At 68.9% G+C, this 12640-nt stretch carries 13 protein-coding genes and 1 tRNA gene; 9 read left to right on the forward strand and 5 right to left on the reverse strand.

All coding sequences use genetic code 11. The features are described from left to right. Nucleotides 1–2: 2 nt before the first annotated feature. Complete coding sequence (locus Q0D75_RS09935; RefSeq protein ID WP_291052600.1) at nucleotides 3–464, reverse strand: MarR family transcriptional regulator; 462 nt, start codon at nucleotides 462–464, stop codon at nucleotides 3–5. Between the two features lie 94 nt (nucleotides 465–558). Here Q0D75_RS09935 and Q0D75_RS09940 point away from each other — a divergent pair, with 94 nt between their 5' ends. Further along, nucleotides 559–912 carry a UBP-type zinc finger domain-containing protein gene (locus Q0D75_RS09940; RefSeq protein WP_291052602.1) on the forward strand — a complete coding sequence of 118 codons (354 nt, stop codon included), beginning with the start codon at nucleotides 559–561 and terminating at the stop codon, nucleotides 910–912. 25 nt (nucleotides 913–937) lie between these two features. Here Q0D75_RS09940 and Q0D75_RS09945 read toward each other — a convergent pair whose 3' ends face one another. Beyond that, the gene (locus Q0D75_RS09945) at nucleotides 938–1984 is read right to left on the reverse strand and encodes a DUF418 domain-containing protein (RefSeq protein WP_291052605.1); all 1047 of its coding nucleotides are present in this window, start codon (nucleotides 1982–1984) and stop codon (nucleotides 938–940) included. Between the two features lie 116 nt (nucleotides 1985–2100). Here Q0D75_RS09945 and Q0D75_RS09950 point away from each other — a divergent pair, with 116 nt between their 5' ends. After that, nucleotides 2101–2358, forward strand: coding sequence for a hypothetical protein (locus Q0D75_RS09950; protein ID WP_291052607.1), 258 nt, complete (start codon nucleotides 2101–2103; stop codon nucleotides 2356–2358). 43 nt (nucleotides 2359–2401) lie between these two features. Here Q0D75_RS09950 and Q0D75_RS09955 read toward each other — a convergent pair. Continuing rightward, nucleotides 2402–2474, reverse strand: a tRNA-Val gene (locus Q0D75_RS09955). Nucleotides 2475–2523: 49 nt separating this feature from the next. Between Q0D75_RS09955 and Q0D75_RS09960 the strand changes: the two genes are divergently transcribed. Next, the gene (locus tag Q0D75_RS09960; RefSeq protein ID WP_291052610.1) at nucleotides 2524–3213 is read left to right on the forward strand and encodes a hypothetical protein; all 690 of its coding nucleotides are present in this window, start codon (nucleotides 2524–2526) and stop codon (nucleotides 3211–3213) included. Nucleotides 3214–3256: 43 nt separating this feature from the next. On the opposite strand, the gene Q0D75_RS09965 is transcribed toward Q0D75_RS09960, so the two are convergent. Then, a complete protein-coding gene (locus Q0D75_RS09965) occupies nucleotides 3257–3730 on the reverse strand; it encodes a peroxiredoxin (RefSeq protein WP_291052613.1) in 474 nt (157 codons plus the stop codon). A gap of 251 nt (nucleotides 3731–3981) precedes the next feature. Here Q0D75_RS09965 and aceE point away from each other — a divergent pair, with 251 nt between their 5' ends. The 6 genes from aceE to Q0D75_RS09995 all read left to right on the forward strand — a co-directional run bounded on the left by aceE (nucleotide 3982) and on the right by Q0D75_RS09995 (nucleotide 11786). Beyond that, on the forward strand, nucleotides 3982–6708 hold the full coding sequence (gene aceE / locus Q0D75_RS09970; RefSeq protein ID WP_291052616.1) for a pyruvate dehydrogenase (acetyl-transferring), homodimeric type: 2727 nt from the start codon (nucleotides 3982–3984) through the stop codon (nucleotides 6706–6708). 78 nt (nucleotides 6709–6786) lie between these two features. Next, nucleotides 6787–8016: a helix-turn-helix domain-containing protein gene (locus Q0D75_RS09975; protein WP_291052619.1), complete on the forward strand. Its 1230-nt coding sequence runs from the start codon at nucleotides 6787–6789 to the stop codon at nucleotides 8014–8016. 100 nt (nucleotides 8017–8116) lie between these two features. Then, nucleotides 8117–9037: an ACP S-malonyltransferase gene (locus Q0D75_RS09980; RefSeq protein WP_291052622.1), complete on the forward strand. Its 921-nt coding sequence runs from the start codon at nucleotides 8117–8119 to the stop codon at nucleotides 9035–9037. Nucleotides 9038–9092: 55 nt separating this feature from the next. Continuing rightward, on the forward strand, nucleotides 9093–10097 hold the full coding sequence (locus Q0D75_RS09985; RefSeq protein WP_291052624.1) for a beta-ketoacyl-ACP synthase III: 1005 nt from the start codon (nucleotides 9093–9095) through the stop codon (nucleotides 10095–10097). Between the two features lie 49 nt (nucleotides 10098–10146). Beyond that, entirely contained in the window at nucleotides 10147–10395 is a 249-nt protein-coding gene (locus Q0D75_RS09990) for an acyl carrier protein (protein WP_137837315.1), read from the forward strand. A gap of 155 nt (nucleotides 10396–10550) precedes the next feature. Continuing rightward, entirely contained in the window at nucleotides 10551–11786 is a 1236-nt protein-coding gene (locus Q0D75_RS09995; protein ID WP_291052629.1) for a beta-ketoacyl-[acyl-carrier-protein] synthase family protein, read from the forward strand. Nucleotides 11787–11956: 170 nt separating this feature from the next. Here the strand turns inward: Q0D75_RS09995 and Q0D75_RS10000 are convergent, their stop codons facing one another. Next, nucleotides 11957–12460, reverse strand: coding sequence for a DUF3145 domain-containing protein (locus Q0D75_RS10000; RefSeq protein ID WP_291052632.1), 504 nt, complete (start codon nucleotides 12458–12460; stop codon nucleotides 11957–11959). Nucleotides 12461–12640 lie beyond the last annotated feature (180 nt).

A 12640-nucleotide genomic window follows, 5' to 3' on the forward strand; every position in this document is an offset into this window, starting at 1 on the left:
CGTCAGCGGCTCGCGAGGTCGAGCGAACCGCGCACGTTGCGGTTCAGCCGCGAAACCTGCTCGCGCAGGGCGGCGATGTCGGTGAGCTCGAGCCCGGTGGCGGCGCAGAGGCGTTCGGGGATGTCGGCCGCCTGCTCGCGGAGAGCGCGACCGGCGTCGGTGAGGTGCACGAGCACCGTTCGCTCATCGATGCCGGATCGGCGCCGCTCGAGCAGGCCGGCCCTCTCCAGGCGGCGCAGCAACGGCGACACGGTTCCGCTGTCGAGTTCGAGGCGCTCGCCCAAGGCGCCGACCGTGCGCGGCTCGCCCTGCCAGAGCAGCTGCATCACCAGGTACTGGGGGTAGGTGATGCCGAGCGGCGCGAGGAGGTCGCGGTAGAGCGCGGTGAGTGAGCGCGAGGCGCTGTATAGAGCGAAGCAGATCTGCTGATCCACGGGGATCGATCCGGCGGTCGTCGTCTGCATGCTGCGAGCGTAGCACCATTGTGCCCAATCAAGTTGTGCACAACAGATCGGCGGATGCGACGCGCTCGGCGTCGACGCGCGGCATGATGGACGCATGGCAGAACACGACGACTACATCGATCCCGCCGCCGCCCCGAGCGGGGCCGGCTGCCTAGAGTGCGACGAAACCGGCAGCTGGTGGGTGCACCTGCGGCGCTGTGCGAAATGCGGGCACGTCGGATGCTGCGACGACTCGCTGAACAAGCACGGCACGGCGCACTTCCGCGCCACGGGACACCGCATCATGCAGAGCTTCGAACCGGGCGAGGACTGGTTCTGGGACTTCGGAACCGGCCGTTACGCCGAGACGGCGATCGCCCTGGCCGCCCCCACGTCGCATCCGGAGTCGCAGACGGTTCCCGGACCGGCCGAGCGAGTACCAGCAGATTGGCAGCAGCTGCTCGGCTGAACGACCGTCATTCCGGCGACCCCGCCTAGGCCGGGCCTCCGGGATTCACCCGGAAGCGCGGCGGCCGTGACACGAGGGCGATCAGCCGTTCGAGCGGCCCTTGGCCCATCGTGAGCCGCCAGACGGTGGCGAACACCAGACTGCACAGGGTGAGCACGACGAAAGGCTCCCAGGTGCCGTACCCGGGCGCGTCGGAGCTGTACCAGACCGTCAGGGCGAGCACATGAGCGGTGTAGACCGTGAGCGGCATCGAGCCGACGGCCCGGAGCGGCCAGAGCACGATGCCGAGCACCCGGGCGAGGGCGTTCCGGCCGGAGGTGAGCAGCAGCAGAACGCCCACCACCAGCAGCGCGGCGCCGATGGCGGCGATGTGCCGCAGCAGTTCCTGCGGGAACGTCAGCGGGGCGTCCCCGTCGGAGACCAGGGCCGCCACGACGGCGATCGTGAGCACCGCGCCGGAACCGGTGATGATCAGCTGACTGCGTCGCGTCGTCAGATCGAGCCGCGACACGGCGAAGCCGACGGCGAGGAAGGCCGCCCAGATCAGCAGCGGGTAGCTGCCGGTCGTGAACCAGTCCGACAGCTGCGCCAGTTCGGTGTGCTCGAGCACGAACGCGCTCGCCCGTCCTGACACGGCGACCCGGATGGCGGAGCCGATCACGAGCAGCACGGCCGCGCCGATCAGCAGCGCGCGCGACTTCGTCACGAGGAACGGCAGCGCGATCAGGAACAGCAGACCCCAGGTGTCGAGCACGATCGAGACGCCGGACGACATGGTCTGCAGGAACAGGCCCAGGGCCACCAGGAAGATGCCCCGGATGGCCACCGTGCGCCGCACCTCGCCCAGAAGCTGCCCCTCGCGTAGCCGGGACGCCACGAACAGCCCGAGCGCGATGCCGCCCGTGATCGCGAACAGCGTGCGCGGCCGCTCCCCGCCGCCGGCGACCGCGAGCAGCCGGCCGAAGAACCCGCCCTCGTCGTCGGGCTGGGTGTGGGCGATGAACATCGTCAGCACGGCCCACCCGCGCGCGATGTCGATCGCGGGTATGCGGTGCGCTTGGATCGCTCTCATCGTCCCCATCCGATTCGGCCGTCACAGCGGTGTCGCCTCCAATCCTACGAGCCGGCGCGCATCGGCCCGGAGGGCAAGGGGGTTGCCGCGATCCGGATCGGTCGTAGCGTCGGAGCATGGCAGTTCAAAGCGGTAACGACGAAGGGACCGTCCGCAAGGACGAGTCCTACAGCCCGGCGAGCGGCCGGGAGACCGAATCGGCGCAGCAGGATCCGCGATCCTCGGCGCACCTCGACGATCCCGAGATCGATGCCTCGGCGGTGAAATCCGTTCCCGGCGAGGGCGGCCCCGACGACGCGGGCGACATCGAGGTCGACGACGAGGGCATCCGTGAGGCGATCGCCCGCCGCTCGCGCGACGTGCGGGGGCGCTGAACTCCGCACGCCGACCGGGAGCTGAACCGCACGCTGCTGCGAGTGGGCCCTACCGGGCTCGAACCGATGACATCCACGGTGTAAACGTGGCGCTCTACCAACTGAGCTAAAGGCCCCCTCGCGCCGTGCGGCGCGTCAAAAGCATACAGGCTTAGGCTCAGGGACATGCCCGACGAGAAGCACGAGCGCGCCCAGGCCGAGCATCGCTGGCCGGCCGCCATCGGCGTGCTCGCCATCATCCTGAGCTACGCCGTTCTGCCGAACGATCTGCTGGGCTACGGGCGCTACGCGGTGATCGCCGTGTGCGCCGCCCTGCTCGTGGCGGTGATCATCATCAACCCGCACCGGATGGTGCGCCAGACCGCGTGGTCGCGACGGCTCGGCGTCATCCTGGTGCTGGTGATCGGCGCGACGAACCAGATCATCCTGGTCTTCCTCGTCTACCTGCTCGTCTCCAACACCGAAGACGGCCCGACCTTGCTGCTGGCCGCCCTGCAGGTGTGGCTCACCAACGTGATCGGCTTCGCGCTGCTCTACTGGGAGCTCGATCGCGGCGGCCCCGTCGTGCGCACGCAGCGCAGCCGCGATGCGCTCCCGCCGGCCGACTTCCGCTTTCCGCAGGACGAAGACCACGACGCCTCCCCCGAGGTCGCCGCCCACTCGAGCAAGTCGAGCAACTGGCTGCCCGGCTTCGTCGACTACTTCTACTTCTCGCTGTCGAACTCGATGGCGTTCAGCCCTACCGACACGATGCCGCTCACGCACCGCTCGAAGCTCCTGATGGGCCTCGAAGCCTTCGCCGGCTTCGTGCTGCTGGCCCTCGTCATAGCCCGCGGAGTCAGCCTCCTCGGCTGATTCCGGATGCGCGTGATCCCGGATGCGCGGAGGCGCACCGGCGTCAGACGCGCGCGGGCACCAGGTCTTCGAGGGCGGCGCGGTAGGCCGCGATCGAGCGGGCCTCGCCGGGGGCCGTGATGAAGGAGGCACGGATGATGCGGTTCTCGTCGATCAGGAAGGTCGCGCGGTTCGCGAAGCCCTTCTCGTCCAAGAACACGCCGTAGTCTTTCGCGACGTCGCCGTGCGGCCAGAAGTCGGCCACGAGGGTGAAGTCGTAGCCCTCCTTCTCGGCCCAGGCGCGCAGGGTGGCCTTCGAGTCGACCGAGATGCCGATGAGTTCGACGTTCGCATCCTTGAACAGGGCGAGGTTGTCTTCGAGCGTGCAGAGTTCGCTCGTGCACACGCCCGAGAAGGCGAGCGGGAAGAAGACGAGTGCGACGGGCTTCTTGCCCTGGAACTGACTCAGGCGGATCCGCTCCCCGTACTGGTTGGGAAGATCGAAGTCGGGTGCGAGAGTGTCGTTCTCCAAAGCCATGGAGGCTTCCTTTCCACTGCCGGGACGTCTTTCCGGCAAACGCGTCCCCACACTAGACCTGATGTGGCGCTCCGCCAAGCGCCGGGCCCGTCCCGCACAGCTGCCGCCCAGCGGAAACCTCCATCCCAGTGGCGCGATCGTGGTGGAAATAGTCACTAGGCTGGTCTGTGGCGTTCGCCACCCCATCCCCGGTGCCTGCGCCTGACATCCCATCGTTCTGTACACAAACAGACAACAGAAAGAGGTCGCCGGTGACTGTCAACGACCAGGACCCGTATTCGGCTGGACACGTGGATTCCGATCCGGAGGAGACCGCCGAGTGGAATGAATCACTCGACGCCCTCGTCGCCGCTCAGGGCCACGGCCGCGCGCGCGACATCATGTTGAGCCTGCTGAAGCGCTCGAAAGAACTGCACCTCAACGTGCCGATGGTTCCGACGACCGACTACATCAACACCATCGCCCCCGAGAACGAGCCCGAGTTCCCGGGCGACGAGAACCTCGAGCGCAAGTACCGCGCCTGGATCCGCTGGAACGCGGCCATGCTCGTGCACCGCGCGCAGCGCCCCGGCATCGCCGTCGGCGGCCACATCAGCACCTACGCCTCCAGCGCCGCCCTCTACGAGGTGGGCTTCAACCACTTCTTCCGGGGTCAGGATGCCCCGGGCGGCGGCGACCAGATCTTCATCCAGGGTCACGCCTCCCCCGGCACCTACGCCCGCGCCTTCCTCGAGGGCCGCCTGAGCGCCAACCAGCTCGACGGCTTCCGTCAGGAGAAGTCGCACATCGGCGGCGGGCTCAGCTCCTACCCGCACCCGCGGCTCATGCCCGAGTTCTGGCAGTTCCCCACGGTGTCGATGGGTCTCGGCCCGATCAACGCGATCTACCAGGCCCAGCTCAACAAGTACCTCACCAACCGCGGCATCAAGGACGCCTCCGACCAGCAGGTCTGGGCCTTCCTCGGCGACGGCGAGATGGACGAGGTCGAGAGCCGCGGCCAGCTCCAGGTGGCGGCCAACGACGGTCTCGACAACCTCAACTTCATCATCAACTGCAACCTGCAGCGCCTCGACGGCCCGGTGCGCGGCAACGGCAAGATCATCCAGGAGCTGGAGAGCTACTTCCGCGGCGCCGGCTGGAACGTCATCAAGGTGGTGTGGGGCCGCGAGTGGGACGACCTGCTCAACCGCGACACCGAGGGCGCCCTGCTGAACCTGATGAACACGGTTCCGGATGGCGACTTCCAGACGTACAAGGCCGAGTCGGGCGCGTACGTTCGCGAGAACTTCTTCGGCCGCGATCCGCGGGCCCTGGAGCTGGTCAAGGACTACACCGACGACCAGATCTGGAACCTCAAGCGCGGCGGCCACGACTACCGCAAGGTGTATGCGGCGTTCAAGGCGGCCAGCGAGCACAAGGGCCAGCCCACCGTCATCCTGGCGCACACCATCAAGGGCTACGGGCTCGGCCCGTCGTTCGAGGGCCGCAACGCGACCCACCAGATGAAGAAGATGACGCTGGACAACCTCAAGACGTTCCGCGACGAGATGCACATCCCGATCACGGATGCCCAGCTCGAAGAGAACCCGTACCTCCCGCCGTACTACAACCCCGGCGAGAACGACGAGGCCATCCAGTACCTGCACGAGCGCCGCCGCGCGCTCGGTGGCTACGTGCCGGAGCGCCGCACGAAGCACACGGCCTTCACGCTGCCCGACGACTCCAGCTACCAGACGCTCAAGAAGGGCTCGGGCACGCAGGAGATCGCCACCACGATGGCGTTCGTGCGTCTGCTGAAAGACCTCACGCGCGCCAAGGACTTCGGCAACCGCGTGGTGCCGATCATCCCCGATGAGGCGCGCACCTTCGGCATGGACGCGTTCTTCCCGTCGAACAAGATCTACAACCCCAAGGGCCAGACGTACACCAGCGTCGACCGCGAGCTGCTGCTGGCCTACAAGGAGAGCCCTCAGGGGCAGATCATCCACGTGGGCATCAACGAGGCGGGCGCCCTCGCCGCGTTCACCGCGGTGGGCACGAGCTACTCCACCCAGGGCGAGCCGCTGATCCCGATCTACGTGTTCTACTCGATGTTCGGCTTCCAGCGCACGGGGGACGCCCTGTGGGCGGCGGGCGACCAGATGGCGCGCGGCTTCGTGATCGGCGCCACCGCCGGCCGCACCACCCTCACGGGTGAGGGCCTGCAGCACGCCGACGGCCACTCGCACCTGATCGCGGCCACCAACCCCGCGGTCGTCTCCTACGACCCGGCCTACGGCTACGAGCTCAACCACATCGTGCGCGACGGTCTCGAGCGGATGTACGGCGGGGCGCACAGTGACCCGAACGTCATGTACTACCTCACGGTGTACAACGAGCCGCACGTGCAGCCGGCCGAGCCCGAGGGTCTCGACGTCGACGGCGTGGTCAAGGGCATCTACAAGCTCAAGTCGGGCTGGACCGAGGGCCCCAAGGCCCAGATCCTCTCCTCCGGCGTCGCGGTGCCGTGGGCTCTCGAGGCCCAGGAGCTGCTGGCGAACGACTGGGGCGTCTCGGCGGATGTCTGGTCGGTCACCTCGTGGACGGAGCTCCGCCGCGACGGCCTGCGTGCCGAGGAGCACAACTTCCTGCACCCGACCGAGGAGCGCCACGTGCCCTACCTCACCTCGAAGCTGCAGGATGCTCCCGGCCCGTTCATCGCGGTCTCCGACTACATGCACGCGGTCACCGACCAGATCCGTCAGTTCGTGCCCGGCGAGTACGCCACGCTCGGCGCCGACGACTTCGGTTTCTCGGACACCCGCGCCGCCGCCCGTCGCTTCTTCAAGATCGACGGCCCCTCGGTGGTCGTGCGCGTTCTCGAGCAGCTCGCCGCCCGCGGCGAGGTCGACCAGAACGCCCCCTCCTGGGCGATCGAGAAGTACCGCCTGTACGACGTGACCGCCGGCACCTCCGGTTCGGCCGGCGGCGAGAGCTGACGCCGACGCGCGGGAGCACAGCGATGATCGTGGTCGGGACGCCGCTGCCCCGAAGCCGTCGAGCCGGAGGTCATCCCGATGGCCGCTAAGACGAAGGCGCAGACCCTCGCCTGGTTGCGCACCATCCAGGGCGAACTGTCCACGGCCACGATCAAGCGTCTCGACGCCACGCTGCCCTGGTACGGCGACATGCCGCCAGGGCGGCGCTCGGCCGTCGGCCTGGTGGCGCAGGCCGGCATCAAGTCGTTCATCCAGTGGTACGACGACCCGACCACCACCACCTGGATCGCCGCCGACGTGTTCGGCTCGGCGCCCCGGGAACTTCTGCGCTCTGTGAGCCTGCAGCAGACGCTGCAGCTGATCCGGGTGGTCGTCGAGGTGGTCGAAGACCGCGTGGCGGGCTCCGACCCCTCGCTGCGCGAGGCCATGCTGCTCTACTCGCGCGAGATCGCGTTCGCGGCGGCCGACGTCTACGCCCGCGCCGCCGAGGCCCGTGGTCTCTGGGACGCGCGCCTGGAGGCCCTCGTGGTCGACAGCATCCTGAGCGGGGAGTACGACGACGAGCTGCCGAGCCGGATCGCGGCCCTGGGCTGGCACGGGCACGGCGAGGTGAGCGTGCTGGTGGGCACGACGCCCCGTCAGGTCGACGTCGACCAGCTGCGCCGCACGGCGCGGCACCTCAACGCCGACCTGCTGATCGGCGTGCAGGGCGGCCGTCTGGTGCTCGTGATCGGCCGGGCGCAGCCCGCCAACGGGCTGAACCCGCTGGACGCGGCCGTGCCCGAGGAGGAGACCTCGGCGGCGCCGCCCGAGACGGCGCTGTCGTTCCTGGACATCGCGACGAAGCTGGAGCCCGGCTTCGGGCCCGGCTACCTGGTGCTGGGCCACGAGGTGCCGAGCCTCGTGGACGCGTCCCGCAGCGCGAAGGCGGCCCTCGCGGGCTTCGCCGTGGCGCGAGCCTGGCGCAACGCCCCGCGGCCGATGCTCGCCGACGACCTGCTGCCCGAGCGTGCGCTGGCGGGCGATCCCCTGGCTCGCTCCACCCTCGTCAACCGGGTGTACCGGCCGCTGCAAGACCAATCCCCCGAGCTGATGACCACGCTGTGGTGCTATCTCGACAACGGCCGCTCGCTCGAGGCGACCGCCCGGGAGCTGTTCGTGCATCCGAACACCGTGCGCTACCGGCTGAAGCGGGTCACCCAGGTGATCGGCTGGGATGCGACGGGTGCCCGGGAGGCCCTCATCCTGCAGTCGGCGCTCATCCTCGGGTCGATGAACGACCACGATTCCCCGGGGCCGCGCCGATGACGGTGCGCCCCGACCGCTTGTCACTATCCTCCAGTGTCTTTCGCGATCTCTTGGTCACGATCGACACAGCCTCTGCTCGAACTCTTGGGAGACTGAAGTCATGATCGTCGTCGTATGCCCCGGCCAGGGGTCGCAGACCCCGGGATTCCTCGAACCCTGGATCGCCGAAGCCTCGTTCCGCGACACACTCGTCGAGCTCGGTGACAGCGCCGGCGTCGACCTGGTGGCGCACGGCACCACGAGCGACGCCGACACCATCCGCGACACCAAGGTGGCGCAGCCGCTGATCGTGGCAGCCGGCATCCTCACCCTCGACGCCCTGTTCGCCGACGGCCGTCGCGACCGGGTCGGCGGCATCGCCGGTCACTCGGTCGGCGAGATCGCCGCGGCTGCCGGAGCCGGCATCCTCACCAATCCGGATGCGATGCGCCTGGTGGGCGAACGCGGCCGGGCGATGGCGGATGCCGCAGCCCTCACCTCGACCGGAATGGCGGCCGTCGTCGGCGGCGACCAGACCGAGCTGCTCACCCTCTTCCACGAGCAGGGCGTCTTGCCCGCGAACTACAACGGCGGCGGGCAGATCGTGGTGGCCGGTGCTCCGGATGCGCTGGCGCGGCTCGCCGAGGCCGCCCCGCGTGGTGTGCGGGTCATCCCGCTGCAGGTGGCCGGAGCGTTCCACACGCACTACATGGCCCCCGCGGTCGATCGCCTCGCGGCCGTCGCGTCGACCGTGCACCCGAGCGACCCGACGCTGCCGATCTGGACCAACCGCGACGGATCGCTGGTCACCAGTGGCGCCGAGTTCGTGCAGCTGCTCGTGGGCCAGGTGTCCAACCCCGTTCGCTGGGACCTCTGCATGGAGTCGTTCGCCGCCGCCGGCGTGACCGGCCTGATCGAGGTGGCTCCCGCCGGTGCCCTCACCGGACTCGCCAAGCGCGGCCTCAAGGGCGTGCCCGCGGTCGCGGTCAAGACGCCCGACGACCTGCCCGCCGCCTTCGATCTGCTCGACCAGGCCGCCTGAGCGACCGCCGCATCCGACACCCCCTACGACCACGGAAGGCCTCGCGGAACACGCCATGACCAAGCCCACACTCAAGCAGTCCACCGGACCCGAGTTCACCCGCATCTACGCCATCGGCGCCGCCCGGGGCGACCTCTCGGTCGTCAACGACGACCTGGTGGGCCCGATCGACTCCTCCGACGAGTGGATCCGCCAGCGCACCGGCATCGTCGAGCGCAAGCGTGCCTCGCACGACGTCTTCGCCGTCGACCTGGCCGAGGCCGCGGCCAAGGAGGCCATCGAGGGCGCCGGAATCGTGCCGTCGCAGATCGGCGCCATCCTGGTCTCCACGATCTCCAACCCGGTGATCACGCCCTCGCTGGCCACCCACGTGGCCGAGCGGATCGGCGCCCCCTTCGCCGCCGCCTACGACATCAGCGCGGCCTGCGCCGGCTACGCCTACGGCATCGGCCAGGCCGACGCCCTGATCCGCTCCGGCATGGCCGAGTACGTGCTCGTGATCGGCGCCGAGAAGCTCTCGGAGTACGTCGAGCCCACCGACCGCTCCATCTCGTTCCTGCTCGGCGACGGCGCGGGAGCCGCGGTGGTAGGCCCGAGCGACACGGTGGGCATCGGCCCGACGGTGTGGGGCTCGGATGCCACCAAGCGCGACGAGATCCACATGACCGGCACCAGCATCCAGTTCCGCGACCAGGAGACGGAGTGGCCGACGCTCTGGCAGAACGGCCAGGCCGTGTTCCGCTGGGCCGTGTGGGAGATGGTGAAGGTCGCCAAGCAGGCCCTCGAGGCCGCCGGCGTCACGGTCGAAGACCTCGCCGCCTTCATCCCGCACCAGGCGAACATGCGCATCATCGACGAGTTCGCCAAGCAGCTGAAGCTGCCGGAGTCGGTCGCGATCGGCCGCGACATCGAGACCACCGGAAACACCTCGGCGGCATCGATCCCGCTCGCCACGCACCGGCTCCTGAACGAGCGGCCGGAGCTCTCGGGCGGCCTCGCCCTGCAGATCGGCTTCGGCGCGGGCCTCGTGTTCGGCGCGCAGGTCGTCGTTCTGCCATGAGCAACCCTCTAAACTAAGTCTCGGTCAAACACACCCCAAGGAGAGAACAATGGCATTGTCCACCGAAGAAGTACTGGCCGGACTGGCTGAGCTCATCAACGACGAGACCGGCATCGCGACCGACACTGTCGAGCTGGACAAGTCCTTCACCGACGACCTCGACATCGACAGCATCTCGATGATGACGATCGTCGTGAACGCCGAAGAGAAGTTCGACGTCAAGATCCCCGACGAAGAGGTCAAGAACCTGAAGACCGTCGGCGACGCCGTCACCTTCATCGTCGCCGCCCAGGCCTGAGACGCGATCCGGCCCGGGAAGCGATTCCCGGCCCACCGCGGATGGCCGGCAGGATCGCCGCCCGAAGGCACACGATCCTGCCGGCCCCACAGCACACCCGTGCACACGGCGCCATCCCGGCGCACCTGGACTGACCACCCACAGAAAGTTTCACCATGAGCAAGAAGATCGTCGTCACCGGTATCGGTGCCACCTCGCCCCTGGGCGGAACCGCTGCCGAGAGCTGGAAGAACCTGCTCGCCGGTGAGTCCGGAGCGACCACGCTCACGCAGGAGTGGGTGGCCGAACGCGAGTTGCCCGTCACCTTCGCCGCACAGGCCCGCGTGGCCGCCGCCGAGGTGCTCGAGCGCATCGAGACCAAGCGCCTCGACCCGGGCAGCCAGTTCGCCCTGATCGCCGCGCGCGACGCGTGGGCGGATGCCGGCTCCCCCGAGGTCGTGCCCGAGCGCTTCGGCGTCGACTGGGCCACCGGCATCGGCGGCGTCTGGACGCTGCTGGATGCCTGGGACACCCTGCGCGAGAAGGGCCCGCGCCGCGTTCTGCCGATGACGGTTCCCATGCTCATGCCCAACGGCCCCGCGGCCGCCATCGAGATGTCGCTCGGCGCCCGCGCCGGCGCCCGCACGGTCGTCTCGGCCTGCGCCTCGAGCACCGAGTCGATCGTCAACGCTTACGAGCACCTGCAGGCCGGCTACGCCGACATCATCATCGCCGGCGGCTCCGAGGCGGCCATCCACCCGCTGCCGATCGCCGCGTTCGCCTCGATGCAGGCGCTCTCCAAGCGCAACGACGACCCGGCCACCGCCTCCCGCCCCTACGACCTCACCCGCGACGGCTTCGTGCTCGGCGAGGGCGCGGCCGCCCTCGTGCTCGAGACCGAAGAGCACGCGCTGGCCCGCGGCGCGAAGATCTACGCCGAGCTGCTCGGTGGCGCGGTCACCAGCGACGCGTACCACATCACCGCGCCCGACCCCGAGGGATCGGCTGCTGCGCGCGCCATGATCGCCGCGGTCGAGAGCTCGGGCTTCCAGCTCTCCGACGTCGCCCACATCAACGCGCACGCCACCTCGACGCCCGTCGGCGACATCGCCGAGTACAAGGCGCTGCTGCACGTCTTCGGCGACCGCCTGCACGACATCCCGGTGTCGGCCACCAAGGCCTCCACGGGCCACCTCCTGGGTGGTGCGGGTGCGATCGAGGCCATCTTCACGGTGCTCGCCCTGCACGAGCGCACCGCTCCCCCCACGATCAACCTGTCCGAGCAAGACCCGGACATCCCGCTCGACGTCGTGCGCGAGCCGCGCCAGCTCCCCGAGGGCGAGCTTGTGGCGATCTCGAACTCGTTCGGCTTCGGCGGCCACAACGCGGTAGTAGCCTTCAAGACTGCCTGATCGGGCGGTACAAGACCGAACGCAACGGGCCCTACTCGACGACCCAGGGTGAGCGTGTGGCCGGAGAGTGCGACCGCAGGCCGCGCTCTCCGACCGCATGATCACATGTCGCGCTTCGCCGGGCAGGGACCGGCGAAGCAGGTGAGGGCCGAGCGTAGCCCGGCCCCCACCTAACCAACCCGGTGGAGGTAGATGACCGGGGACATGTCGGAGGCGTAGCGGAAGGGCTCGAGCTCGTCGTCCCAGGCCTGGCCGAGGGCCAGACGGAGTTCGCGGTGCAGCTCGAGGGCGTTGGTGCCTGCCGCCTCCATGGCGTTGCGGATGCGGTCTTCGGGGATGACGGTGTTGCCCGAGGCATCGACCTGGGCGTAGTAGATGCCGAGGTCGGGCGTGTGCATCCAGCGGCCGCCGTCGGTGCCTTCACTGGCGTCTTCGGTGACCTCGTAGCGCAGGTGCTCCCAGCCCCGCAGGGCCGAGGCGATGGCGGCACCCGTACCGGGCGCACCCTCCCAATAGAAGTCGGCCCGCTGGGAACCGCGAAGTACCGGCTGCTCGATCCAGTCGAAGTTCACGGCACGACCGATAGCGCGACCTGCGGCCCACTCGACGTGGGGGCAGAGCGCGCGGGGCGCGGAGTGGACGTAGACCACCCCGCGAGCAACGATTGCCGCCATTTTTCTCTCCATTCGTGAGGTACGTCTTCCCCAACGACCTGTGAATGGATGAGCGCAAATGATGCGGCGGCACTATTCGGTTGTGCTCACATTATGCCGTCGCCGCACCGCGAATCACAACCGTGTCATCCCGGGTGTCGCGAACTCACAGATGTATACTGAGAGAGTATTTTCTGGCAC

This window comes from Herbiconiux sp. (genome assembly GCF_023264855.1).
Classification (GTDB): Bacteria; Actinomycetota; Actinomycetes; order Actinomycetales; family Microbacteriaceae; genus Herbiconiux.